A 24,576-nucleotide genomic window follows, 5' to 3' on the forward strand; every position below is an offset into this window, starting at 1 on the left:
CGCCTTCGTAAAGAGTTGGCTGAGTGCCTGAAGCTCATAAATATCAATGTTTTCGGAAGGTCTGTCTAGGGAAGTGGGTGCTATGGGTTTAACTCTTATTTGGCGATCGCTCTATCCATGGGAGGAAAGCGATATCGTGGATAAGAGCACTCCTTACTCTGTGATCCCAGACGCGGCTAGCAAGGTTACGCCCGTTTCCTATTCTCCGGAAGCTTAACTTCCCAGAGAAGGATTAGAATTTCCTGAAAGAGAGTGCAGTTCGCACGAAGATTTGCCTTCCTCCTCAGACTCATGAGCAATTTTCCAGATTTGTCCAGCCACGGTTTCAGGGTCGTTCGAGAATTAGGACACAATCGGACTGGCGGGAGAGTGACCTATCTCGCCATCCCCGATGCTACGGCATCCCTCCACAATAAAACGCTCTCCGAATCTTCTCCCCTGACCCAGGGAGAACCGCTTGCCCAGCGGCACCAACAGAGGGGAGTCAAGCAGGGGGCGGGGAAAGAACCCGTTGTGATTAAGCAGTTTCAGTTTGCTTTAGGGAACAACCACTGGTCAGACTATGAGGCGATCGAACGCGAAATTCAAGTCTTGCAGGGGCTAAATCATCCCGGTATCCCGCGTTGCTTCGGGTCTTTTCAAACACCCACAGGTTTTTGCCTGGTACAAGAATACAAAAAAGCTCCTTCTCTGGCTGCGCCCCGTAGCTTTGACCCGGATGAAATTAAGCAAATTGCGGTTTCTTTACTGAATATTCTGATTTATCTGCAAAATCGAATTCCGACGATTAGTCACCGGGATATTAAACCGGAAAATATCTTGGTTGATGAGAAAATTAATGTTTTTCTGGTCGATTTTGGCTTAGCTCGGATTGGCGATTCGGAAGTGGCGATGAGCAGTGTTGCCAAAGGCACAATCGGCTTTATGGCTCCAGAGCAGTTATTTAATCGACAATTGAGTGAAGCTTCAGACCTTTATGGGTTAGGCGCAACCTTAATTTGTTTACTGACGGGCACCCCATCCACAGCTATCAGTAACCTGATTGATGATGACTACCGGATTAATTTCAAGCATCTGGTTCCCAAGCTCAGTTTACGTTGGATTGAGTGGCTGGAAAAGATGGTGGAACTCAAACCCAAAAACCGCTTTCCCGATGCGGCGACGGCTTTAGAAGCCCTTCAGCCGATCTATGTGATGCGCGTCCCCGAAGCTAAGTTCAATCACTCGTGCTTAGAATTTACGGCAACCAAACTGGGTGAAAAATTGACTCAGACGCTCACAATTACTAATTCAGTTCCAGAGACGGTTCTAGAAAGCCGTTTACAAGTCGCATCGCATCTGAGTGACCCCCCTCACACCCCCCATGTTCACGAGTGGATTCAGTTTGATCAATCTCATTTTGTCAGTAACCAGGCGTTGTGTAAAATTACCGTTGACACGCGTAAGCTCATGGCGAATAGAACCTTTGAGCGAGAGGTTTTAATTCACACCAATTCTCAACCCGAAACACAGGTTTTAAAGATTAAAGTTAAAACCGCCCCTGTACCCATTGCAGCGAAAAAATTACCGTATTTTTCTCTCAGCCTACTCGTCTTGTTTGCGGCGGCTGCAACTTGGTTTGAAGTAACGGCTTGGGAGGGAATTGTCAGCAAAAATGGGTCACTGGGAATAGCGATCGCAATTTTTGTGTCAGCTTTTGTCGCCATACTAGGATTGGCGGCGGCTGTGACTTCTGAGGCGATTTCTCAGTTAGTGGCTAAAATCCGCACCCGGTTAGGTGTTCGATTAAAAGCCATGGATACAGTAGCGGCTGTGTTTTTTGCTGGGATAGCAGCAATGTTTGTTGCCCGATTCGGTGCCGACTTTCGAGAGATGGATACGGCGAGTACCTGGGGGGTTGCTTCGCTTCATGCCGCCTTTGCGGCGGTGGATGCCGTGGTATTTATGGCAGCCTTTGAGGGTGAAGGGGTGGCTCAAAGTTGCTTGCAGCGAGGATTTAGTAAAACGATCGCCATCGGGGTTTCTCTGTTATCCACGGCTTTGGGAATTAGCCTCGGACTTGGCTTCAAGCTAGGATTTGTCCATCAGCTAGTAACCTCAGCGATTGTAGGCACAAGTGTACCGTTAGCGACAATGATTCTTTATCCTTCCCTAGAGCGTGCCAAGCGCATTGCTAATTATCGCAAATTAGAAGGGCATTTAATTAAGCCTTGATTCAAAAATAAAAGATAGAGCGCTCCTAAATCATTTGTGAGATTGGATTCTTTTTAACAAACCACTCCAGGCACAGAGGGCACAGAGGATAGAAAGGGAGGTTCTCATGAATTATTTAGGACGGCTAGAGGAGGAAGTGATTGCTGTAGATGCCAAGCCAAAACTTAAACTTAAAAGCCAACATCCGAAATGGGATAACCGGCATGGCGAAAATCAAACATCGTCTGTCGGTAGACATCAGGAAGTCCCGTATCAAAACATTGTCCTTTGACAACATACCCCGTTATACCTTCCTCTTGCCGCAATCGGTCTAAACAAGAGGTGAGTTGAAATTCTCCCCGTTCGCGGAGATTGTGGCTAATGTTGTATTCCAGATAGTCCAAGATTTTTGGCTGGAGGATATACATGCCGAATATGGATAGGAATTGGTCATCGTTCATGCCTTCAATATGAAGATGTTTTCTCGCATATTCAAGACTCGGTTTTTCATAAATCTGAGTCATACTAATAATCGAGTCAGATTGCTGCCAGGTTCCGGTGGCACAGCCATAGTGATGAATCACCTCGGCAGGTGTTACTCGCAAACCAATCACACTTTGAGAGACTTGTTGATAAACCTCTAAAAGTTGATGAGCGCAGGAAATTTTATTCTCAGAGGCATAAAGATGATCGCCAAGCATCAGGAGAAATGGCTCATTATTGACCCATTCCTTGGCACAGAATACAGCATGACCAAAGCCTTCCTGTTCGTCTTGCGTGAGAATCGTAATTCGCTGTCCTAATTCTTGGATATATTGGCTATATTCCTGATTTTGTAGGGATAGTTTGTTGAATAGTTTTTGTGGGGGTGGAACTTTAAAGAAATCCTCAAAAAGGATGCGATCGCTCTTTTGCACAACTATCCCAATTTCTTCAATTCCCGCACTAATTGCCTCTTCAACAATCACCATAATCACGGGTTTCGCTCGCCCATCACGATCAATAATGGGAAAAAATTCTTTCTTAACCGCTTTGGTGGCTGGAAACAATCGGGTTCCAAAACCCGCTGCTGGAATCACCGCTTTGCGAACGTTATGAATTGGCATAAATGGTTAATTTCAAAGCTTGCATTTGAGGAAAATCACGTTCAATAATTCCAATAACGCTTTGTTGGCTTTCCTCGTCTTTCACAATAAATTGCGCTGTACCATCTCCTTGAGAGCCAACACCCTTTCCCCCTAATATATAGGGATGAATCGGTGCATAGTTCAAAATTTTGTGCAGAACGGGAGCCGTTAATTGCCAAGGACAGGCAGGAATTAGATATCGATCAAATTCAGCTTGTGCTCTTCTCATCAAGTTACCAATTCGTTCAGCCTCGCCTTTTTGTAAAGCGTCAACGGCTTCCTGAGTAATGGTAGAACTGATGGAACCCAGATAGTTTTGGACATTCTGCTGTACTTGGGTGGTGGCGAATGGATAACACTGATTAAGTTGATTGAGAATTTCTTGAGTGTTTTTACTAGCGCCGAGATCGACAATGACAAAAAACAGATTCTTCGGTACATTGAGTTCAATTACCTCTGTACGTTCGCCATCAAATATCATCAATATAGGCCGACCTCCGTAAGCACAAGCCTGATCCATCCGCCCACAGCGAGAGGGCGTGGTAATTTCACCCAGATAGGCTAACTCCATCTCACCGCGAATAGTGAGTTTTAAGTTATACAAATTATTAAAAGCACGGGCAATGAGTACACAAATAGCGGCACTTGAAGACAACCCTTTTTGGATTGGCAAATCTGTCAGGTAATTGTCAATTTCAAGACCACCGACATGATAGTAAGTGAGACATTGGTAGGCAACACCAGCCGCATAGCTAAAAAATCCACCCTGTTCAGCTTCAGCCAGTAAAGCCTGCGGTTCCATAGGCAACACCAACGGTTCTGGACGAGTGCCATCAGGCAGCAAAGTGCGAAGAATCAAGTGAGTGGGATGAGGTTTCACCTCGGCATAAAGTCCCTGATTGGTTCCAGTCAGCAATGTGTAGCCTGGTTTTAGCTCACGATTGAGGCGGCGATAGTTTCCCGCCCAATCACTATGTTCACCGAACAGGCACAGGCGACCTGGAACAAATATTTTCATAATTTTTATTCAATTTATTGCATCCTCTAGGGCTATACTACCGAGGTTGATTTATTCTTAATAGCTACAGATAGAACCTTGAAAAAAAAATGAATTAGCAATAAGCATTACCTCCGTTGAGATTACCTTACCAGGATTGAATCTGGGGGTCTTTATAATTATATGAATTCGGGAAAACAAAGTTAATAAAAGAAAGAGAAATACTGATATCCAGGGCTTTAACTTGATGCCACCAACCAACAGGAATGAAAATAACCTCTCCTGCTTCTAAAACAGTTTCTATGATATTGACATCCTTAAATAGGGGATATCGGTTGTAGTCTGGATTCTCACAGTCAACCTTGCTGAAAACACCAACGTAATTGTAGAGAAGTGGCGTCTGAGCCGGAGATATAAGTCGCCACCGCTTGCGTCCATAAACTTGAGCCATCATCAGGTTAATTGGGTCATGATGTAGCGGAGTGATTGTGCCAGATGGACCAAACCAGAAAAAGACTCTGCCTTGAGTATTAGCTTCATCCAGGAACTCAGGGAACATGTGAATGTCATCGAGTAAACCTTTCAGTCCTTCTCGGTCTAAGTTACTGTTATTGGCAACAATATAGTAGTCATTACTCTCACCGCCGCTGGCTACCATATCGACGTATTCACATAGCCTTACTGTCTTTTTGTGTTGTTCACTGTTAATTTCATAGTCCGGATCGGAGTTTCGATTGGATTGAATTTCAACTGGCACATTGCCATATTTGGTCTTAAGATAATCTGGCGACCACAAAGACATCGCTGGCCAATCCTTCATCATGTCAGTCAGAATCACGGGTGTATTCTTGGCATAGTAATTTTCTAAGAATTCTTGTCCTGAAAGACGGCTTCTGCGTTCTATCTTGCCAAAATTGGGAGACAATTCAGCAAGTTTTTGGTTAATTTCTAAAATTGATTCTAGCTTTCTCAAGAGCTGGACAAAGTTTCTGCCAGCTAGGAAGGACGGATCAGAGGCAATACGATTGACTTCTTGTATGGCAACCTGAAAATCGATACCATTTTGTAGCATTGCCTGAATAATCGAATCATCCGAGTTGTGATGGAATTTATTTTCGGCAATCCATTGTTTCCAAGAGTTGGAGAGTCCCTGTTGGATTGCCTCTGCTGAGTGTAACTGGTTTGGCGTCAGCCATTGCAGGTCGAGCTGTTGGTTCTCTGTTAAGGTAATCTGCAAAGGGGGTAGGGTAATGCGTAGAGGTTGGCTGTCAGGCATAAAGAGTTGTTGATTAGAAGTTGTGTTTAGGGGGGATGACAAAGCTAACAGGCATTCACTTTTGCACGCTCAGTGTTTGTCACTCTTGAAATAAGTCGCGTTAGTTACTTTAATTCTTAACATCATAGTAGGCAACTGATATGGATTTTACTCCACAACAAACCAAATCACAGGATGTCAAAGTTACGTTGCTTCTAACCGGGGGGCATCAGTACACGCTTTACCTCAAGCCAGATGACCCCCTCCTGCATAGTCTCATGACTACAATTATGACTCGCGCTCAGAAGCAAGAAACGGTTTTTTCTTATTTATTTCAAGTTTCAATTGAAGGAGGTCGTGCGACTCTATCTTTTCCGAGTGAACATCTCGTTGGTTTGGTTACCGAACCTCCTGTTTATTGGCAGCAAAATGAGCCTACTAAACCTCAGATTCCAGCTGTTTTAGAATCTGAGTATGTGCAAATTGATAATTTTTTGACAATAGAAGAACATCAGAGACTCCTTAATTATGTTTTTCAACGAGAATCAGCGTTTGTTCCTACGAGTACTTCTACAGGCGATTTGGACTATCGTCGGTCAATGATTCTCCACTCATTTCCGGAATTTTCTCAAATTGTCGTCAATCGAATTCAGGCTATTCTTCCTGATGTATTCAGAAAATTAAACCTGCCATCATTTGCCATTGCTGAAATTGAGGCTCAGCTAACCTCCCACAATGATGGAAATTATTATAAAGTTCATAATGATAACGGAAGTCCAGACACAGCAACTAGAGAGTTCACCTATGTATACTACTTTCATCAGGAGCCAAAAGCATTCTCTGGGGGAGAATTGCTAATCTATGACAGCAAAATTGAAAACAATTTTTATGTAAAGGCAGATTCGTACAAAAGGGTTGAACCACGTAATAACAGCATCGTGTTTTTTTTGAGCCGCTATTTACACGAAGTGTTACCCGTTAGTTGCCCTTCAAAAGCGTTTGCCGATAGCCGATTTACGATTAATGGTTGGGTGCGTCGTCAAGTTTAAGGTCTGTCTGAAAACCTTTAAAAAACAAGAACTCAGTACATCTCCTCTTTAGCCTTCTCTCGTCTTCTCTTCTTTTCTCTTTCTCTGCGTTCTCTGTGCCTCTGTGGTTCGTTAAAAACTTACTTCCGAGACACACCCCTAATTCATAAAAAAATTTCAATAATTTATATCCAAGAAGGGAACCACATACGGCTGTAAAATGCCTCAGGAGACAAGGGAAAACCGAGAAATACAGGTAGCCAGAATACGAAAGAAATAAGAACTAAAAAGACTATGGTCACCCCCACCATCCGCAAGAAAAGGTCATAACCTCGTAAACATCGATCCACAATCCAGGCTAATGCTAAGAAAGCAAAAATAGAAGCTCCCATGTAGTGATAAATAAAAGTACAGCGCGTTACTCTCACCCAAGGTAGTAAGCTAGCGATGTAGTTCAAAATCAAGTAAACTGCAATCCAAAACTCAGCCCTTTGAAGCACAGGAATCGTCGGATTGGCTGTGGTATCAGATGCCGTTACCCAAGTTCGGATGGTGAAAACTAACAGCGAAAGCACAACAAGAATTGCGATCGCAGATAGCCACCACAACACTGGATTCCCCATTCCATGTACATCGTAGTAAATAATCTTGGGGGGACTCGGCTTAGTGGGGAAAAATAACGGTGAACCTGGAGAGGGAGTTTCGTCCACTTTCTGGAAATAATACCCCATAGGACGAATCATCAGAGGCCAAGTGTACCAAGCAGAGCAATAAGGATGTTCCTGTGGGCCATTACCAACGTTTTGATGGTAACTTAGCAACTTCTGTTGCATTTCCCAGAATCCTGGTTTTGGATAGAGTAGCAAGTGGGGAATCCAAACCAAGCAGTAGACTAAGCCAGGGATAATACCTAAGTTCAAAAATATCTGTTGGAGATTCAGTTGTCCTAAATTCTGCAAAGGCGTCAGGGTAGCTTTCGGATTACCCAACTCAGGATTTGATGAAGACTCTTTGGGGAATAATTCAGCGGCTATTGAGCGGAAAAATGGTAGTGATCGCATCGCCCAAGCCAGGATTAAAATTAGATAAATACCCAATAAAAACCAGAGGCCATTCCACTTAACAGAGGCTGAGGCTCCAAAAAAAATACCAGAAAGACCCAACCACAACCCACGCCGCTTTTGCTGATTCTCCAAGGCTACAAGTAAACACCATTGACCCAACAGCCCAAAAATAACCAGATAAATATTATTCAGCGCATAACGAGACTCCACTAAGAATAGACCATCAACTGCCACAAACAGACTAGCGGTGAACCCATAGCTACGGCGGTGACTTAGCTGATAAGCGATTCCCCCCACCACTAAGGGAATTAGGGAACCCGTAAAGGCGTTCAGCCAACGGTAACTAAAAGTCGTGAGCTGAGTTCCCGTCAAATTGTTCACTGTATCCTTTCCAAAGGGAAAGTGACGGCCTAACCAGATACCAATAGCAATTAAGTATTTACTTAGGGGCGGATGAGTATCAAAAAAGTCCGTATGGGTTAGATAGTTATTGGCAAATTTGGCAAAGTAAACCTCATCAAATACTAAAATATTAGGGCTACTCAGTCCCCAAAAACGCAACGACACTGACAGCAAAAATACGAGCGCCATTCCAATCCAGAACCAAGGAACCAACTTTCTGGAGGGTCTGCTCGATAAAGTCATATCAACATCAGTCATGAGTTCGAGAGTTCGCTAGTCAGTTGTGAGTTGACCAATAACCAACTACCCTTAAAAAACTTTACCGTCGTGTCCCCCGGTTGATCAGACCGAGTATGGCGGCAAAGATAGCAGAACCGATAATTGACCAAATAATCGGGAACGAACGACCTCCCAAGTTGAGAGCATAGAATACTGGGAGGTTAAATTCACGAGCGACCCAGATTCCAATGTACGCGCCAATAACCCCAACAACAATTGAGGCCAAGAGGCCACCTGTCGAGTAACCCACTAATACTTGTCCGAGACTGCCACAGATGGCTGCAATCAACAGCAACAAAAGAATCTCTATGAGTGTCATGAATACTCCTAGCCGCTACATAAAGTCACTGATATATTCCCATAACTAGGCGCTGATTCCTCACTTGTGAGTCTGCCTACTCGACTCACTCTTGTCTAAGTCTCCAAATCACGCGCCATCCTAATCGTATGTGGCAACACTCCCACCAAAAGTGCCAGTGCTTCATCGGGCAGTTGCCTGATTGTTTCAGAGTCAAAGTAGTATTCAAACTGCGTGAGAATCTGCTGAGCGCGTTTCACGGGTACTGGATTGTCTGTAATTTGTTTCGTCAATCGAATCCACTGCCGCCGCAGCGCATAAGCCCGCTGTCGATCTTCAGCAGATTCGGGACGGATCAACGAAAAGTTGCCCAATGGCAGCGCTAGTTTACAATCGTGATCGATGAATCCTCCTACCGCCGCGCCTGGACCTGCAAATTCTGCATGATAGCGCTTATAAAGAATTAAACCATTTCGACGCCGACTATTGACCACTAGCAGGTCATCACTATCAAATGGAATTGGCTCCATAAGTTTATATACTTAACCAAAGCTCATGATTTAACTAAAACTCCCCCGAAGTAGGAGGTCTGCGCCTTGGTGGTTTTGGAGGAACGCCTGAATCAGATGCCTCAGTGCAAAGCGTCTCTGAGTTAAGAGCTGATTGAGGCAGAAAATGATGCAGAATTCTAAGATTATCAGGTATTTCTCGACCTAAAGTCTTGTGCTGGCTCATAATAACAGTCAGCCGCTTTAAACTACTCTTGTGCTCCAGCTACCTTCAGCCGTTTCACTACCTCAGGATAGCCATTAAACTCTGCCAGCATCAAAGCCGTATAGCCTCCCCGATTTTTCACATTGACCTGTGCACCAGCATCCAGCAACAGTTGCACCGCCACGGCATAACCCCGATGAGCTGACCACATCAAAGCGGTAGCACCCGTCTGATCTTGGCCATTGACTGGGGCACCTGCGTCCAATAGGTGTCGCATGAGGGTCGTGTCTCCTTGGTCTGCTGCCTTCATCAACAGGGTCTTCCCGTCAGTGGTGGTGATATTGGCAGGCGCACCCGCATCTAGCAAAACCTTAATGGTTTCTGCGTGACCCTGAGAGACTGCCAGCGTTAGAGGTGTCTCACCCTGGTTTGTTACATTCAAGTCTGCTCCTTTTTGTACTAAATCCGACACAATTTCGGTATAACCGTGTAAGGTTGCCAGGATTAAGGCTGTATCGCCCAGATGATTCCTCGCCTCAAGATCAGCTCCTGCTTGAAGCAGGAGACCGACCACTCCACCATGACCTTCCACAGTTGCCAGATGTAAAGCTGTCTCTTGGTCGCGGTTCCTGAGATTGATATCAGCCCCAGCGTTCAGCAAGGCTGTGACCACAGCATGATGCCCCCCAGCCGCCGCCGCCATCAAAGCAGTCTCTCCTGTCCAGTTTGGCAGATTCGCGTCAGCCCCCTGATTGAGTAAGGCTTGCACAACATCTGTATGACCTTGGTCAGCAGATAAAGTCAAAGCTGTTTCACCGTCTTGGTCTTGGGCATTGATATTGATATCCGTAGTGGCGGTTAATAGATAGACCACCTGCAAATATCCTAATTCAGCGGCCTGCATGAGAGGGGTTCTGCCATCCGGATTAGGGGCGTCTGCCCTGACTCCATGTTCTAGCAAAACTTGTGATACCTGAGCGTGACCTTCACTGGCGGCTAGGTTTAAGGCACCCTCACTTAGGGTGGCATCTGCACCCGCTTTTAGCAAGGCTCTCACGACTTCGGCATGACCGTTCTGAGCGGCTAAGTTTAAGGCCGTATCTTCATCTTGATCTTGGACATTGACATCGGCTCCCGCATCGAGCAAAATTTGGACGATCTTGAGGTAACCTTTGTGTGCCGCTACCATGAGGGCTGTGCTGCCATCATCATTTGTGATATTGACATCTGCGCCAGCCCCTACCAACGTGTGTACAACATCAGCCTGAGCGGCAGCACAGGCCAGCATTAAAGCCACAAGGCCATAGCGTTCTCTTCGCTGGTCAGGATTGGCTCCCGCAGCTAACAACACGCGAACGATTTCGGTGTAGCCGGATTGGGCGGCAAACATCAAAGCAGTGGTGCCATCGCGATCGCAGGTATTGACATTCGCCCCCTGAGCCAGGATGGCTTTGAGTTGAGTCAGGTCACCCCTTTGAGCCGCTTTTAGGAATAAAACGTCTTGGTTTGAGGTCATTTCTTCAGCCACGTCAAGAGCGCCGTGTAAACTTAGCGCCAAATCAGCTCTGTGAGTCATCGCTCCTAGATAGAGATGCGATTGAGAGCTAATCAGACTTTAGAGAAAATGACAGCTATGCTAAGTTAAGTTTTATCAAGATTCTTAAACGGCTCTCTCCAATCCTATGAACCTCACAATTCCCGAATCGGTTAAAGTCTGGTCTCAATTCCTACACCCAATCATCATGTGGGTCATCCTGGCGCTCTCCATTTATGCACTGTATTTAGGGATTCAAGTGCAACGCACTCGCTATGCTGACGGTGATATCAAGAAAGAGCTGATTAAAGGCCGATATAACGTGAAGCACTATCAAATGGGTTCAGTGCTTCTCGGTCTGATGGTTGTCGGCGCGATCGGGGGAATGGCGGTTACCTACATCAACAATGGCAAGCTATTTGTGGGTCCTCACTTGGTCGCTGGTTTAGGCATGACAGCACTCATTGCCATGTCTGCCTCTCTCTCCCCGTTTATGCAGAAGGGGCAAAACTGGGCACGCTTCACCCACATTGCTCTAAATGTCGTTCTTTTGGGCTTATTTGGCTGGCAGGCCGTCACCGGTGTAGAAATTGTCCAACGGATTGTGAGCAAAATGTAGCTTTTTTGTCCTTAGTCCTGAATCTGAGCAAGGATTGACACTGGGTAGGTTGACAAGTTGACAGCTTGATAGGTTCTAGCGTTCAAACCTGACACCCGCAGGCTCACTAGCGCTACGCTATCAACTTTCAACCTTTAACCCTTTGACTTACGATCCCTTAGCGCCTCTTCAATTTTTTAGGCATGGGTATACCCAAACTAGAGTGAAAATCTTCCTGTACTTTGTGCGTCAAGCGCCGAGAAACTTGTCTCACCACTTGGCGCATGAGGCTATCGCCTGTGCTTTGAATCAATGACTGGGGTAATTTGTGGATAAACCGGGGAAACCGAATGCCAACCCTCAGATCCAGTTCCCACTCTACACGAGTGACGGCCTTGGGTAGGGATGCTTCCTTCTGTTCGTAGTTTTGAAAATATTCACTGCCGGGTACTTCCACAAAGGTTTGAGAAGCTTGGAAATCAACCTCATAGCCCGGAGCCACATAATTGGGGATGGGGACTGTCCGAATTCGGTAGATTTTATCCTCTTGAGGAAGCAGTTCTAAACCAATTTTTGGCTCCACCTCATAGCCAAACGACCCAAAGCGCCCAATGACTAAGGCGTAGGCATTCCGATCAATGGATTCTACCTTCATGGGATGGGCGCAACGGGTAAACCAATTCTCATGAGCATCTAGATAGGCAGTGACTTTCTCAGCTTCCGCATACAGTTCCATAAAGTCTTGAAAGTAGCTGTGAAACTGAGTTACTTCACTGGTTAAGTCAGGTACTGGTGTCACTAAACTGTCAGCCTCGGCAAAACCGGATTGGGCATTCAAATGGGTCTTTTCGGCTTCAAACGGTTGATCGTCAGCGAATTGCGAATACATACCTGCTCCACTACGTCGGTTGACTATTGCCTATGTTAAGGATTCCCACTTGCGGTACAAATTCTCACTTTAGTTTCGTCAATTTACGGTCAAGACGAGTACACATTTATAAAGTTCATACAATTGAGGAGTTAAGGTTTACTGCTAAAGAGAGAATTTCTTGCTCACCTAGCATAGCTTGTGAATCTTGTAGTCAACCATTAGTGAATGACGGAGAGAGGAATGAAAGCATTTGTTGCCGGAGCTACAGGCGAGACAGGACGCCGGATTGTACAAGAATTGGTTAAGCGCAATATTCCAGTTCGGGCGTTAGTCCGGAATTTGGAAACAGCGAAAGAAATTCTGCCGCCCCAAGCGGAACTGATCGTGGGAGATGTGTTAAAGCCAGAGAGTCTCAGTGCAGCGATCGCAGATAGTACGGTCATTTTGTCAGCGACGGGTGCCAAACCCAGTCTCGATCCAACGGGGCCTTACAAAGTAGACTATGAGGGTACAAAAAACTTGGTAGACGTAGCCAAGAGCAAAGGCATTGAACACTTTGTCATGGTCTCTTCTCTGTGTGTATCCCAACTTTTCCATCCGCTCAACCTGTTTTGGCTGATTCTGGTATGGAAGAAGCAAGCGGAGGAATACCTCACCAAAAGTGGGTTGACTTATACGATTGTGCGACCTGGGGGCCTCAAGAACGAAGATAACCCAGACTCTGTTGTCATGTCATCAGCCGATACTCTGTTTGATGGAAGTATTCCTCGCACAAAGGTGGCACAAGTTTGTGTCGAGGCGCTGTCACAATCGGAAGCACGCAATAAAATTGTAGAAGTAGTTGCTAAGCCAGAGGTTCCGGAGCAAAGCTGGGATCAGCTATTTGCTAAAGTGGTCTGATAGGTTAAATAATCTCTGGTCAGTGGGCAACGCTTGCGCCTTTTTTTGAGCTGCGTGAGGCGCATTCAATTGGGTACATCGATCACCCTGGCGAAAATTTATTAGCTTAAAATTCAAAAAGAGATTTTTCTCCAGATTTGCCTTGAAGAATCTACTTGCGAAAATCAGTGCCTTAGCGCTAGCAGTCATGCTGTTTGAGCTGTCTAAAGGCAATTGGGTACAACGCTTTTACCCTTACCTTCAGTATCCAAAAAGTGCTTATGGGACACCGCCTTTGGTGATGCAGGGGGGCGATCCCTACATTCGTGCGTTGATGCGAACGATCACGGCAAGTGAAGCCAATGACTCTCAACCTTATACACTCCTCTATGGCGGCGATCGCGCCTGGGATTTGAGCCGTCATCCGAACCGCTGTGTCCGGATTGTGGCAGGTCCCAATGTGGGCAACTGTACAACAGCGGCGGGACGCTATCAGTTTCTTAATACTACCTGGGATAAGATGGCGCAGCGCTATCATCCCCAACCTTCAGGTTTTTTATTTTGGCGAAACTATGGCTTTCAGCCGGAGTATCAGGATGCTGTGGTTTACCGTTGGTTGAGTGATAAAAACGCTTGGGGCGTCGATCTTTCTAAACAACTGCGTAAGGGAAGAGTGAATGATGTTTTGCGTCGGCTGTCGGGAACCTGGACAAGTTTGGGTTATGGAATAGAGACTAATTCCATGTCAGGGTATTTGCCCACCATTTATCAGCGGATGCTAAAGGAAGAGTTGAAAAAATCTGGGTGAGGTGGAAGAGGGGAGAGTGAAAAATTGACAAATTTTACACGTACAATGAGCTACCAGCGTAGAGATTAGCCACCTCAACGTTACGTTGTAGCGCCGCTGCACGGCGAACAGCCGCATCGGCATTCACCAAACCATAGCCAAACGTATTATCCCGACCCAGTGTGCCCAAATCCATTGCCGTATCGGTTAAAATCTGGCGGACTTGTCCTCCCGTGAGTGTCGGGTTGACACTCCACACCAAAGAAGCAATACCCGCTAAATTGGGATTAGCCGCAGAAGTTTCGTTGAAATAGACGAAGTTCCCAAATTGATCCATCACTGGAGAATCAGTGGGTGCTACCAACGTTAAATTAGAGCCGCGATTGGAGTAGCCTGCCAGATTTACAGCAGTAGCATTTGTGATGCCATTCACCGCATTGGTGCCTTGATACTGAAGTGCACCAACCGACATCACATTACTATAAGTCGTCTCCAGTTTGGCAACGCCACTCACACTGGTTAGATAGTTTGGATCAGATAAATTCCCACCAGGGCCACCATTTCCTGCTGCAATGGCAAAGGTAGCGATATCCGAGTTGGCTTGAATCAACTGTTCAAGTTGTGCCTGTGTACCACCATCATTCAGCCAGCCATCCCCCTGAATACCCCCTTGGAAAACCACCTTCATATTGTAGGTTCGTGCGTAATTAATCGCGTTGGCGATCGCACTCTGTAACGTTAAGCGCCATCCTACTCCGTTACCCCCATACACGTCATTGACATATACGGGACTGTTCCAATTAATCCCAGCCGTACCGGAAGCGTTGTTAGCTGTACCACCCATGATACTGATCGCAGCATGTCCGTGACCATAATCATTGAAGTCGTCGTTCGCCCAAGGCCAATAATAAGAAGTCAAGCGATTGGTGGCAATGTCAACCGTATTCACCACACCATTGGCTCCTACAGCGAGTCCTGTATCCAGAGAAACGAGCAAAACATTACTCGCTCCTTGACTATAGCGCCACGCACTCGGTACATCAGAAACCGCTAGATTCCACTGAGCACCAAAGTAAGTATCGTTAGGGTGAACTTGTAACTCTAAGGTTGACCCATCGGCAAACTTGAGAAGTTCAATCCCTTGAAAGTAAATTTCTCGCCCATCCGAAAGGGTTAGGTAATCAAAGGCTGTACCCCCATAAATCGCTTGACTCGCTGTTGAGCCAGATAAGGGATTGAACGCACTGAGGCTAAGTCCGTTGATACTGGTCACGTTAGCAGCCGAAAGACCCGCCGCTCCTAAATTGAACGTATCCGTACCCCCACGTCCCAGAATGATTGATCCATTTCCCAGACCTGCTGAGTAATCCAGCGTATCAGCGGCGAAGGTGCCATTGATACGGGTATTGGACAGAATACTCATCGATTGAGTTGCCGCCAACAGTTCTTGTCCATCGGTGGTTTGAATCACGGCACGCAGCTGATAATCACCCGCCGTTAGCCCCGAAAAGCTGGCAAGATTAACTAAAGCGCTGGATAGACTCGCTCCACTCCAAGTCCCTAGAGTTGAGACAACGCTACTGCTACTCAAGGCTTCTAACCGAACACTCGACAACGAGGCAACATTTTGAAAGTCATAGCTAACGCGTATCGCTCCCCCCTGAAAGACGGTATATACGCTGCTATCCCCCGATGCATCAATTACACTAAAGTTCGTCGCAAGGGCGCTACTGGCGTCGGTGCTAACCCCTGGGGTAGTCGCGTTAATGCTACTTGTCGTCGCACTCGCCAAGAGTTCGCTGGGTTCACTTTCTAGGGAAGTAGACAAGTTCAGGGTATAGTTCGTATCACCACTGGCTGGGGACGCATGGACATCAATGTAATACGTGCCTGCTGCCAAACCGGAGAGATTAATGACCTCTGTAAGGTTGCCTAACTGAGCAGAACTGCCAATCAGAGTATTACTACTATTGAACAGTTGTAAATTGGCATCAGCGCTGAGTCCAGCGAGTTCGAGATTTAAACCGCCCGGGGAACTCAAATCCAAGCGGAAGTAGTCATGGAAGTCAGTAGGGCTGACAACATCACTGAATGTCCGACTATTATTTCCTGTTAAGGTGCCAATATTAAAAGCTTGACCAGGGCCGCTACCAGGATCTGGTATCACTGTCGAGAGAGCAGAACTCGATCTCATCAGTGTATTGCCAGATTGTAGGGGGTCTTGTAATTCCCCTGGTCGCATGTACCATTCCGAGGAGGAACTCAACAGGTCAGAGCTATGAGAGCAGAAACAACTTATAGATGCGGAATCGGAATTATGTTTCATAGCCACTAGCTCTAAACCAAGTTCTGATAGGTATTTATACTGTTTTTAGTGCAAAACAGCTAATTCCTCATCTTCTCTTTACAACAGTGACAAGAAGAAGGAAACAAACGGATATGACAAACTATCCTGCGTTAGACTAAGCTTTTCAGACACTCGACGCCAGGATATATTCTTATTTTGAACATACTTCTTAATTTGTATTATCCAATACTAATGAGCTTTATCAAATCTTTTATTCTCTCGTTGTAATTTTATAGAGAGAAGGAGAAAATACCAGATTAAGACATTATCTGGCACGCCTTCATCGAAAAACTCTTTGCTATTCTAAATCAAAAAAAATGCTTAAGCTATCAATTCGATTGTTACTGCACTACCTCCATTAGGGATTTGTACCCCTAGTAGCCTAATTCATCCCGCAACTATGCAACGCCCTGTGATTTATAGAGATTTTATTTCTCTGACAAGAAAAAAATAATTGAAGCTTTACCCCTTAGAAAACCAAGGCTTGCTGAATATTTTTATCTCTGAACAAGTGAAGAAGGTCGAAAGCCTTTGCTAATAACACAAGTTGTGCCACGCTTCACACAATCTTTAAAAATCTTTACACCGCTGATTGCTGACGTTGGTAGAGTGACCAATAAAGCCCTTTCTGCTGCAACAGATCAGTGTGGGTACCCTTTTCAGCAATCACCCCTTTTTCCAACACCAAAATCAAGTCAGCGCGTTTCAGAGGCGCAAAACGGTGGGCGATTAAGAAGACAGTACGATTTTGAGAGATTCGTTGAATGTTTTGTAATACCTGTTGCTCCGTCTCACTATCCAAGGCGCTAGTTGCTTCATCCAAAATCAAGATGGGTGCTTGAGACAGGAACAAACGCGCCAAAGCAATGCGTTGCCGCTGTCCCCCTGATAAAGCTGTACCCCTCTCCCCAACATTAGTTTCATAACCTTGGGGCATTTCACTGATAAAGTCATGGGCAACCGCTAATCGCGCTGCTTCTACCACCTGTTCTGCACTAATGTCGGGGTTGCCGAGGGTGATATTTTCCAAGATAGAACCGTTAAACAGAAAATCCTCTTGCAGCACAACCCCAATTTGTTGCCGCAGAGAAGCCAGATCTGCACTTTTAAGATCGAAGCCATCAATCAAAATACGACCTGACTCAGCTAGATAAAGACGTTGCAACAATTTAGAAAGGGTACTTTTACCCGAACCACTCCTACCTACAATCCCCACCAACATACCTGGTTCTGTAGTAAAAGAAATTCCTCGTAAAATGGCTTCTTGGTTCGAGCGGTAACGGAAGAAGATTTGGTCAAAGGTGACCTGTCCCTTCAGGGGAGGGAGTACTAAACCGCTTCCCGGTTCTGCTTCCGGGGCAACATTGAGGATATCGCCAATGCGGTCTACCGAAAGCAAAACTTGTTGGAGATTTTGCCACAGTTGTACTAAACGTAGAAGTGGCCCAGTCATGCGACCGGAAAGCATTTGAAAGGCAACCAGTTGCCCGATCGTGAGCTTTTGATCAATGACTAATTTGGCTCCAAACCAGAGGATGAGGAGGTAGGAGAAATTAGTTAGGAAGGTGCCGATGTTATTACTAATGTTAGAAGTTGTAGAGGCACGAAAGCCGGTGCGGATGTAGCGAGCAAATAATCCTTCCCAGCGATCGCGTGCCGTTCTTTCTGCCGCATGGGCTTTCACCGAGTGAATTCCTGTAATCGTCTCCACCAAAAACGATTGACTATCTGCACTGCGATTAAAGGTTTCATTGAGCCAGTTACGGAGGATCGGTGTAGAAACAAGGGTGAGAATGGCAAATAGGGGAATAACAGCCAATGCAACCAAGGTAAGTTGGGCATTGTAGTAAAACATTAACGCCAGATAAACGACCGCAAAAATGCTGTCTAAGATGACTGTCAGGGCTGTTCCGGTGAGAAATTGCCGGATGTTTTCCAGTTCCTGCACCCGTGCTACCGTATCTCCGACCCGACGCGCTTCAAAATAAGCTAAAGGGAGACGCATCAAGTGTCGAAACACTTGAGCGGATAAGCTCAAATCAAGGCGGCGGGCGGTGTGGGTAAAGATGAATAGCCGCAGGATGCCGAGAATGGCTTCAAAAATGGCAACACTCAAAAGTGCGATCGCCATGACATCCAAGGTGGGCAAGCTACCCTGCACCATCACTTTGTCAATAATCACCTGAGTCAGGATGGGCGTTGCTAACCCCAATAACTGCAAGGTGAATGAGGCGAATAAAACTTCCCCTAACAATCGGCGATAGTGCCAAACCGCTGGTAAAAACCAGGCTAGGCTAAATTTGTCCTGCTTCTGGATGAGTTCCACTTGCCATAATTGCCCATCCCAAGCGGCCTCAACCAGTGACTTGGGCAGACTTTCACAAGTGCGATCGGGGTTGAGGGGGTTGGCGATGATCAGGCGATCGCCCCTCATGCCATACGCCACAACCCAATGAGAAGAATGGGTGGGGGAGAGAGGGGGAGTGCTTTTGCTGGTTTGTTCTGGTTGTCCCCAGTCCCCTGTTTCCTGATTCCAGCGCATCAAAGCGGGGAATGTCAGCTGCCGCAAGTCACTCCACGTTGTCTGCAAGCGTCTCAACTGGAGTCCCAATTTTTCACCCGCCTCTACCAGGTGTTTTGGCTGTTGTCCTCGTAACTGGCGTTGCACCCAATCCAGTTGGGCTGGATTAGAGAGTTGCTGTGCCACCATTGTCAAGCAACCCGCAGCGGTATTAAGGGTAGAGACAAATGGGTAACCGGAAACGGGTTGAGGGGCATCGGCGCTTGGGGGAACGAGGCGAGATCGCGTTTGATGCCAAAACCTTTCGAGATCTGGTGATAATACTTCCTGCCAAAGTGGTGTGTCCCAACACACCACCACCACTTCTTTGCCAGACGCAACGGCTTTGAATGCTCCGGAAAGCTGGAGCCAGTCCCCGAACCAATCCCCCACGCCCAATGTGGCAAGCGGTTTAGTGGCTCCTTCTTCCCTTAAGCGCACCTTCCCCCCCACGACTAAAAACAGCTCTCCCCGACTATCGGTAGACCAAATCTTTTCCCCAAGTGTGTAGCGGCGAGTCTGAGCCTGATTTTGAAATTGAACTTGCTGTTCGGGACTTAACAGAGCCAGGGGGGGAACATCCCAGGGTATCGAGGGGAGAGAAGATTGAGACGTGTTAGCGTTCATCGTCTGTGTGTCTACAGATTCATCCACAATCTCAAGTTACCTGAAGCTTAACAGCCATTTGTTGGATCTTTTGGGCTATCCACTGCTCAAACAGTTCATTTTGTAGCGCTAGCTTGAGCTGAGCGTCTTCTAGTGAGGCTGGGAGGAATTGCTCGACTCGAAACAACAGCCAACGTCCTTCCAATGCTAACGGCCCAATTAGCTCTCCAGGACTGGCGGCATCCACTGAGGCTCTTAAGATATCGGGCAGCGCACCCCGACTCACTGGCCCCATCATACCGTTGAGGACTCGGTCATCGGCGATCGAATACTCTCTGGCGAGTTGATCAAAGCTGGCTCCCTCCTCAATTTGGCTCGCTAATTCCTCAGCCAGTTCCTGTTCATTCACTAAAATGCGAGAAAGTACCACGCGGTCGAGAAACAGCTTGCGCTCAATAAAATATTCTTGTAACTTTGAACCCGTTATCTGGGCTTTAAGGTTTTCTAGCTTGAAGCCAAAAGCAACTGAGCTATGAAACGTTGTGTAATCTTGTCCGTTGCTCTGGAGCCAGTCGGCAAACACTTTGGGGTCAGTCAGTTGACGCTGTAGCCGAAAATCAATCACTGCTTGCTCAATCAGAGCTGGATTTACGCCTATATCCTCACGAGCTTGCAGTTCTTGCTCGATGACGTGCTGCCGCAAAATATCACCAATAAAGGCTTTTAACTTTCCACCGGCTTGCAGATATTGCAACGCTTGTGCCAAATAAATCGGTTGGTCATCAACAGTCAAGAATGGTTGGGATACCATGAAATAACGAAATACTAATAGATAAGAACTCTTGCCAAAGTCCGTTGTTGCTACATAGCTGAGGACTTATCATCCCTGGCTTGGCCATTTATGCAAGAAGTTCATTGTCAAGACCTATTATCTTCCCATCCCCAAAAATTGCCCTCTACGGTTATCTAAAGTTTGATGTTGATTTCGACAGGGGAATGGGGGAGTTGGGAAGATACGGAAAATGCTTAATGTCAAAATCTGATTTAAACTGACTCAGAATAACATGCTAGGAACCTTTCAACAAAGCCATATCCGCATTGAAGTGGAAGCCCCACAAACCGTCATCCGTGACAGCTTGCTCTATTCTGAGCGTCTACAGCAATGGCTATGGCCTCAACGGTTTTCCCTAGGGCTACCGGAACAGTTGCATTCAGAATTAGCTTTCACCACTTGGATGGGGCCAGTTGCTATCCAGCACAAGGTGGAAGTCGCCCAGTCTAACTGTTTACGCTTGCTTTTAAGTCAGGGAATTGACGGTTACCACGAGTGGTATTGGGGAGACGGTTGGGTTCAGTCTCGTCTAGAAGGGATTTCTCTACTCCCGCTGAATCTCGGTCAAACCCTCTCGTTGCTGCGGCTGCGTCAATTTCTCACCACTGGGCGTTAGAACAACAGGTCAATCTGAAGTATGAAGCCTTCTCCGAAATTTTTGGAGACCGAGAGAAGATGGTAATGGGTAATAGGTAATTGAAGTAAAACCTATTACCTAATTATCTATGTGTTCTGCTAGCCTCAATACCTGTAACGAAGATGATAAATAGCACAGATTATTATTCTCTCATCGTCGAATAATTCTCTTTATAAAAATTTAATTGACTTCATAAATAATTACTATTTTTAGAGTTATTTAATTTTCATTTTTTAATATTAAAATTAAATGAGATATTTTAAGATTTAATCCGCTCCACGGCAGTGCCTGCTGTTCCTGGATTCAGTTATCCACCCGCTGCGGTGTGGAGAAAATCATGCATTTTCATTCTACTTCTCCAGAATTGCCCCACTCTTCCATCAATGACCCAGAGGCAAAGAAGTTGCTCCAAGACAGCGAGGCACGTTTTAGAACGTTAGTTGAAAATATTCCGGGAGCTGTCTACCGCTGTACTTACGACGAGCAATTCCAAGGATTGTCTCTAAGGACAATGGTCTTTCTCAGTGAAGCCATTCAGGCTGTGTCTGGCTATCCGCCTAGTGACTTCATGAATAATCGAGTACGGTCTTTCACCAGTATCATTCACCCTCAAGATCGAGCTTGGGTGGATCAGGCAATTCGTCAGAGTATCAGTACTAAACAACCTTATGTCCTTGAGTACCGGATTGTAAAAGCCAATGGCAGTTTAGTGTGGGTCTATGACAAAGGTCAGGGCATTTCTGATGAGAACGGTAAAATCCTCTGGCTGGATGGCGTTATTTTGGACATTACGGAACGTAAACAGACCGAAGCTGATTTACGGTATAGCCAAACGTTCCTCAATTCCATCCTGGACAATCTCCCAGTGGCGGTCTTTATTAAAGAGGTAGACGATCTGCGAGTGATGTACTGGAATAAAGCCAGTGAAGAATTGTTTGGCTATTCCAGAGAAGAAGTATTGGGCAAGAACGATTATGATTTTTTACCCCAAGAACAGGCTCGGTACTTCCGCGCCAAAGACAGACAGGTTCTAGCGGGTGGAGAACGGGTGGATCGTTTAGAAGTCCCGATCAATACACCTCATCGGGGTGAGCGGTTCGTTTCTACCAAAAGAGTCTCTCTGTTCGACGAAAACGGCAGTCCTCGGTATCTGTTGGGGATTTGTGAAGACATGACGGAGCGGAAGCCAGGCGAGAAAGCCCTGCGGGAATCCGAAGCTCGTTATCGTAGCATTGTGGAGACGGCGACGGAGGGCGTTTGGATCTTCGATGCCGACAGCCAAACGACCTTTGCCAACAGTCGTATGCTTCAAATGCTGGGCTATACGATGGAGGAAATGCTGGGGCGATCGCTATTTGACTTCATGGATGAAGAAAGTCGTGCGATCGCATCTGCCTATATAGAGCGTCGCCGCCAAGGGATTCAAGAACGCCATGATTTCAAATTTCGCCGCAAAGATGGCTCCGATTTGTGGGCGCTCGTGTCTGCCACGCCCATTTTAGACTCAACAGGTCAGTTTGTCGGTGTCTTGAGGATGATTACCGACATTAGCGATCGCAAGCGAGTCGAAAAAGCCCTGCGAGAGAGTGAGCAACGATTTCGTGCCACCTTCGATCAGGCGGCGGTGGGCATTGCCCATGTGGGTCTAGAGGGGAAGTTTCTCCGGATTAACCAAAAGTTTTGTGACCTTGTGGGATACACCCAGGAGGAGATGCTGACACGAAGCTTTCAGGATATTACCCACCCAGACGACTTGGAAGTTCATCTCACCTACCTGGATCAGATGTTATCGGGGGAAATTCAGACCTACTCCCTCGAAAAACGCTACATGACTCGAACGGGTGAAATAGTCTGGGTTAACCTCACTGTATCGCTGCGGCGCAGGTCATCGGGAGAGCCAAAGTATTTTATTAAGGTCGTGCAGGATATCAGCGCTATCTACAAGGAACTTCGCTTACGCGAACAGGCAGAAGCCGCTTTACGGCAATCCGAGAGTCGGTTAAGAGCCAAAAACCAACAGTTAAAGCAAACCTTACACCAACTGAAACAAACTCAAGCCCAACTGATTCAGAATGAAAAAATGGTGAGCTTGGGACAGCTCGTTGCTGGTATTGCTCACGAAATTAACAACCCGGTCAGCTTCATCTATGGCAACATCTCCTATGCCCATCAATATGCAGATGATTTGTTGAGGCTGCTCCAACTCTATGCCAAACACTATCCACAACTCGTACCGGAAATTCAAAACGAGATAGAGGCACTGGATCTGAATTTTTTGAAAGCAGACTTTCCCAAACTGCTGAACTCGATCAAAGCGGGAGCCAACCGTATCCGGCAAATTGTTTTATCTCTACGCAACTTCTCCCGCCTGGATGAAGCGGGACTCAAACCCGTCGATCTTCATGAGGGACTTGATAACACCCTCCTGATATTGCAGCATCGCTTGAAAGGATGGGTGGGTAAGCCAGAGATTGAGGTGAGAAAAGAATATGGACAACTGCCCCTAGTGGAGTGTTACGCGGGTGCGCTCAATCAGGTATTCATGAATCTCTTGAATAATGCCATTGATGCTCTGGAACCCCAACCCTCGCCACGAATCATTACCATCCGTACTTCAGTAGAGATTGGGCACTGGGTCAAGTCAAAAGTCAAAAATCAAAAGTCAAAAGGATCGAGCAAGGCAGAGCCTGGTAATCCTGGAGAGGTTTTTAGTAACATCTCACAAGATGGTTATCCTGCTGCCCCTGGCTCGCCTGCCCAAGGCGAAGCCTCCCCTCGCTCCAATTGCCCATCTCCATTGACCCCAATTTCTACGGGAGAGCCTACGAGGAGGGGCGACGAATGCCCCAATCCCCAATTCGTTGTGATTCGCATTGCCGACAACGGGCCTGGTATCCCGTTGGCGGTGAAAACACAGATTTTTGACCCCTTCTTCACCACTAAACCCGTTGGTGTGGGCACGGGTTTGGGGTTAGCGATCGCATATTCGATTGTTGTTGAACAACACCGAGGTCATCTGACGTGCATTTCCAAACCGGGTCAAGGGGCTGAGTTTGTGATTGAGCTGCCAATACGGCAACAAAACCTATCCACTGCTACTTCCCTTTAGAGTGCTAGTCTGGCTTGACCACCAGCACAGAACAGGGGGCTTCAGCCACCACTTGGCTACTCACCGAGCCTTCTAAAATTCGCTGGAGACCTGTTAGACCGCGACTGCCAATCACAATTAAGTCAGCCTGGTGAATATGAGCGAGGCGGATGATTTCGGCAGGTGGGTCACCTGTAACGATTTCTAGAGTACTGTCGCCAGGGAGGTCAGCTTGGTAGGATTGTAGCTGTTTTTCAACCTGTTGATACAAAAGCTCCTCTGAAGTATGAGGTCGGTCAACGGCGATATCCATGTCAGGCTCAGGTGAGGGAATGACATGGGCAAGGATTATTTTTGTTGCTGGCTGTAGTTGAAGCTCTTTGAAGAACTGAATCACGCGCAGTGTGTGTTCTGAACTGTCAATAGCCACAAGAATTGTCTTTAACACCAATGTCTCCTATCAGGGATAGCAAAGCGAGC

The 24,576-nt window shown here is 46.5% G+C and carries 18 protein-coding genes and 3 pseudogenes; 8 read left to right on the plus strand and 13 right to left on the minus strand.

Going from position 1 to position 24,576, the window contains the following annotated elements; translation table 11 throughout:
* The first annotated feature begins 291 nt into the window (after nt 1–291).
* The gene (locus NDI48_28490; GenBank protein MEP0835105.1) at nt 292–2,214 is read left to right on the plus strand and encodes a serine/threonine protein kinase; all 1,923 of its coding nucleotides are present in this window, start codon (nt 292–294) and stop codon (nt 2,212–2,214) included.
* Between the two features lie 170 nt (nt 2,215–2,384).
* Here NDI48_28490 and NDI48_28495 read toward each other — a convergent pair whose 3' ends face one another.
* The 3 genes from NDI48_28495 to NDI48_28505 all read right to left on the minus strand — a co-directional run bounded on the left by NDI48_28495 (nt 2,385) and on the right by NDI48_28505 (nt 5,593).
* Complete coding sequence (locus tag NDI48_28495) at nt 2,385–3,299, minus strand: UTP--glucose-1-phosphate uridylyltransferase (GenBank protein MEP0835106.1); 915 nt, start codon at nt 3,297–3,299, stop codon at nt 2,385–2,387.
* Nucleotides 3,286–4,338, minus strand: a complete 1,053-nt coding sequence (locus NDI48_28500) for a GHMP kinase (protein ID MEP0835107.1) — start codon at nt 4,336–4,338, stop codon at nt 3,286–3,288. Before NDI48_28500 ends, NDI48_28495 begins: the two co-directional genes overlap by 14 nt.
* Before the next feature lie 127 nt (nt 4,339–4,465).
* Nucleotides 4,466–5,593 carry a cupin-like domain-containing protein gene (locus tag NDI48_28505; protein MEP0835108.1) on the minus strand — a complete coding sequence of 376 codons (1,128 nt, stop codon included), beginning with the start codon at nt 5,591–5,593 and terminating at the stop codon, nt 4,466–4,468.
* A gap of 140 nt (nt 5,594–5,733) precedes the next feature.
* Here NDI48_28505 and NDI48_28510 point away from each other — a divergent pair, with 140 nt between their 5' ends.
* The gene (locus NDI48_28510; protein MEP0835109.1) at nt 5,734–6,621 is read left to right on the plus strand and encodes a 2OG-Fe(II) oxygenase; all 888 of its coding nucleotides are present in this window, start codon (nt 5,734–5,736) and stop codon (nt 6,619–6,621) included.
* 164 nt (nt 6,622–6,785) lie between these two features.
* Here the strand turns inward: NDI48_28510 and NDI48_28515 are convergent, their stop codons facing one another.
* The 4 genes from NDI48_28515 to NDI48_28530 form a co-directional block, all read right to left on the minus strand.
* Nucleotides 6,786–8,324, minus strand: a complete 1,539-nt coding sequence (locus NDI48_28515; protein ID MEP0835110.1) for a phospholipid carrier-dependent glycosyltransferase — start codon at nt 8,322–8,324, stop codon at nt 6,786–6,788.
* Nucleotides 8,325–8,385: 61 nt separating this feature from the next.
* Nucleotides 8,386–8,664, minus strand: a complete 279-nt coding sequence (locus tag NDI48_28520; protein MEP0835111.1) for a hypothetical protein — start codon at nt 8,662–8,664, stop codon at nt 8,386–8,388.
* A 95-nt stretch (nt 8,665–8,759) separates the two neighbouring features.
* Complete coding sequence (locus NDI48_28525; GenBank protein MEP0835112.1) at nt 8,760–9,173, minus strand: hypothetical protein; 414 nt, start codon at nt 9,171–9,173, stop codon at nt 8,760–8,762.
* Nucleotides 9,174–9,400: 227 nt separating this feature from the next.
* Nucleotides 9,401–10,873 (minus strand): ankyrin repeat domain-containing protein, encoded by a 1,473-nt coding sequence (locus NDI48_28530; protein ID MEP0835113.1) that lies wholly within the window; start codon nt 10,871–10,873, stop codon nt 9,401–9,403.
* A 166-nt stretch (nt 10,874–11,039) separates the two neighbouring features.
* On the opposite strand from NDI48_28530, the gene NDI48_28535 reads away from it, so the two are divergent.
* Complete coding sequence (locus NDI48_28535) at nt 11,040–11,510, plus strand: DUF4079 domain-containing protein (GenBank protein MEP0835114.1); 471 nt, start codon at nt 11,040–11,042, stop codon at nt 11,508–11,510.
* A 157-nt stretch (nt 11,511–11,667) separates the two neighbouring features.
* Here the strand turns inward: NDI48_28535 and NDI48_28540 are convergent, their stop codons facing one another.
* The gene (locus NDI48_28540) at nt 11,668–12,378 is read right to left on the minus strand and encodes a DUF1997 domain-containing protein (protein MEP0835115.1); all 711 of its coding nucleotides are present in this window, start codon (nt 12,376–12,378) and stop codon (nt 11,668–11,670) included.
* Nucleotides 12,379–12,600: 222 nt separating this feature from the next.
* Here NDI48_28540 and NDI48_28545 point away from each other — a divergent pair, with 222 nt between their 5' ends.
* Nucleotides 12,601–13,260: an SDR family oxidoreductase gene (locus NDI48_28545; GenBank protein ID MEP0835116.1), complete on the plus strand. Its 660-nt coding sequence runs from the start codon at nt 12,601–12,603 to the stop codon at nt 13,258–13,260.
* A gap of 142 nt (nt 13,261–13,402) precedes the next feature.
* Nucleotides 13,403–14,047 (plus strand): glycoside hydrolase family protein, encoded by a 645-nt coding sequence (locus NDI48_28550; GenBank protein MEP0835117.1) that lies wholly within the window; start codon nt 13,403–13,405, stop codon nt 14,045–14,047.
* A gap of 106 nt (nt 14,048–14,153) precedes the next feature.
* On the opposite strand, the pseudogene NDI48_28555 reads toward NDI48_28550, so the two are convergent.
* Together NDI48_28555 and NDI48_28560 are read right to left on the minus strand one after the other, a co-directional pair.
* Nucleotides 14,154–14,870: pseudogene (locus tag NDI48_28555) on the minus strand (S8 family serine peptidase).
* A 1,083-nt stretch (nt 14,871–15,953) separates the two neighbouring features.
* Nucleotides 15,954–16,220 (minus strand): annotated as a pseudogene (locus tag NDI48_28560) (serine protease).
* Between the two features lie 392 nt (nt 16,221–16,612).
* On the opposite strand from NDI48_28560, the pseudogene NDI48_28565 reads away from it, so the two are divergent.
* Nucleotides 16,613–16,735: pseudogene (locus NDI48_28565) on the plus strand (IS1 family transposase).
* A gap of 218 nt (nt 16,736–16,953) precedes the next feature.
* Here the strand turns inward: NDI48_28565 and NDI48_28570 are convergent.
* Nucleotides 16,954–19,560: a peptidase domain-containing ABC transporter gene (locus tag NDI48_28570; protein MEP0835118.1), complete on the minus strand. Its 2,607-nt coding sequence runs from the start codon at nt 19,558–19,560 to the stop codon at nt 16,954–16,956.
* Between the two features lie 31 nt (nt 19,561–19,591).
* Complete coding sequence (locus NDI48_28575) at nt 19,592–20,350, minus strand: peptidylprolyl isomerase (GenBank protein MEP0835119.1); 759 nt, start codon at nt 20,348–20,350, stop codon at nt 19,592–19,594.
* A gap of 253 nt (nt 20,351–20,603) precedes the next feature.
* Between NDI48_28575 and NDI48_28580 the strand changes: the two genes are divergently transcribed.
* Nucleotides 20,604–20,987 (plus strand): hypothetical protein, encoded by a 384-nt coding sequence (locus NDI48_28580; protein ID MEP0835120.1) that lies wholly within the window; start codon nt 20,604–20,606, stop codon nt 20,985–20,987.
* Nucleotides 20,988–21,345: 358 nt separating this feature from the next.
* Nucleotides 21,346–24,117 (plus strand): PAS domain S-box protein, encoded by a 2,772-nt coding sequence (locus NDI48_28585; protein ID MEP0835121.1) that lies wholly within the window; start codon nt 21,346–21,348, stop codon nt 24,115–24,117.
* Between the two features lie 4 nt (nt 24,118–24,121).
* On the opposite strand, the gene NDI48_28590 is transcribed toward NDI48_28585, so the two are convergent.
* Entirely contained in the window at nt 24,122–24,544 is a 423-nt protein-coding gene (locus NDI48_28590) for a universal stress protein (GenBank protein MEP0835122.1), read from the minus strand.
* Nucleotides 24,545–24,576 lie beyond the last annotated feature (32 nt).

The sequence above is a fragment of the Microcoleus sp. AS-A8 genome (assembly GCA_039962225.1).
GTDB lineage: Bacteria > Cyanobacteriota > Cyanobacteriia > Cyanobacteriales > Coleofasciculaceae > Allocoleopsis.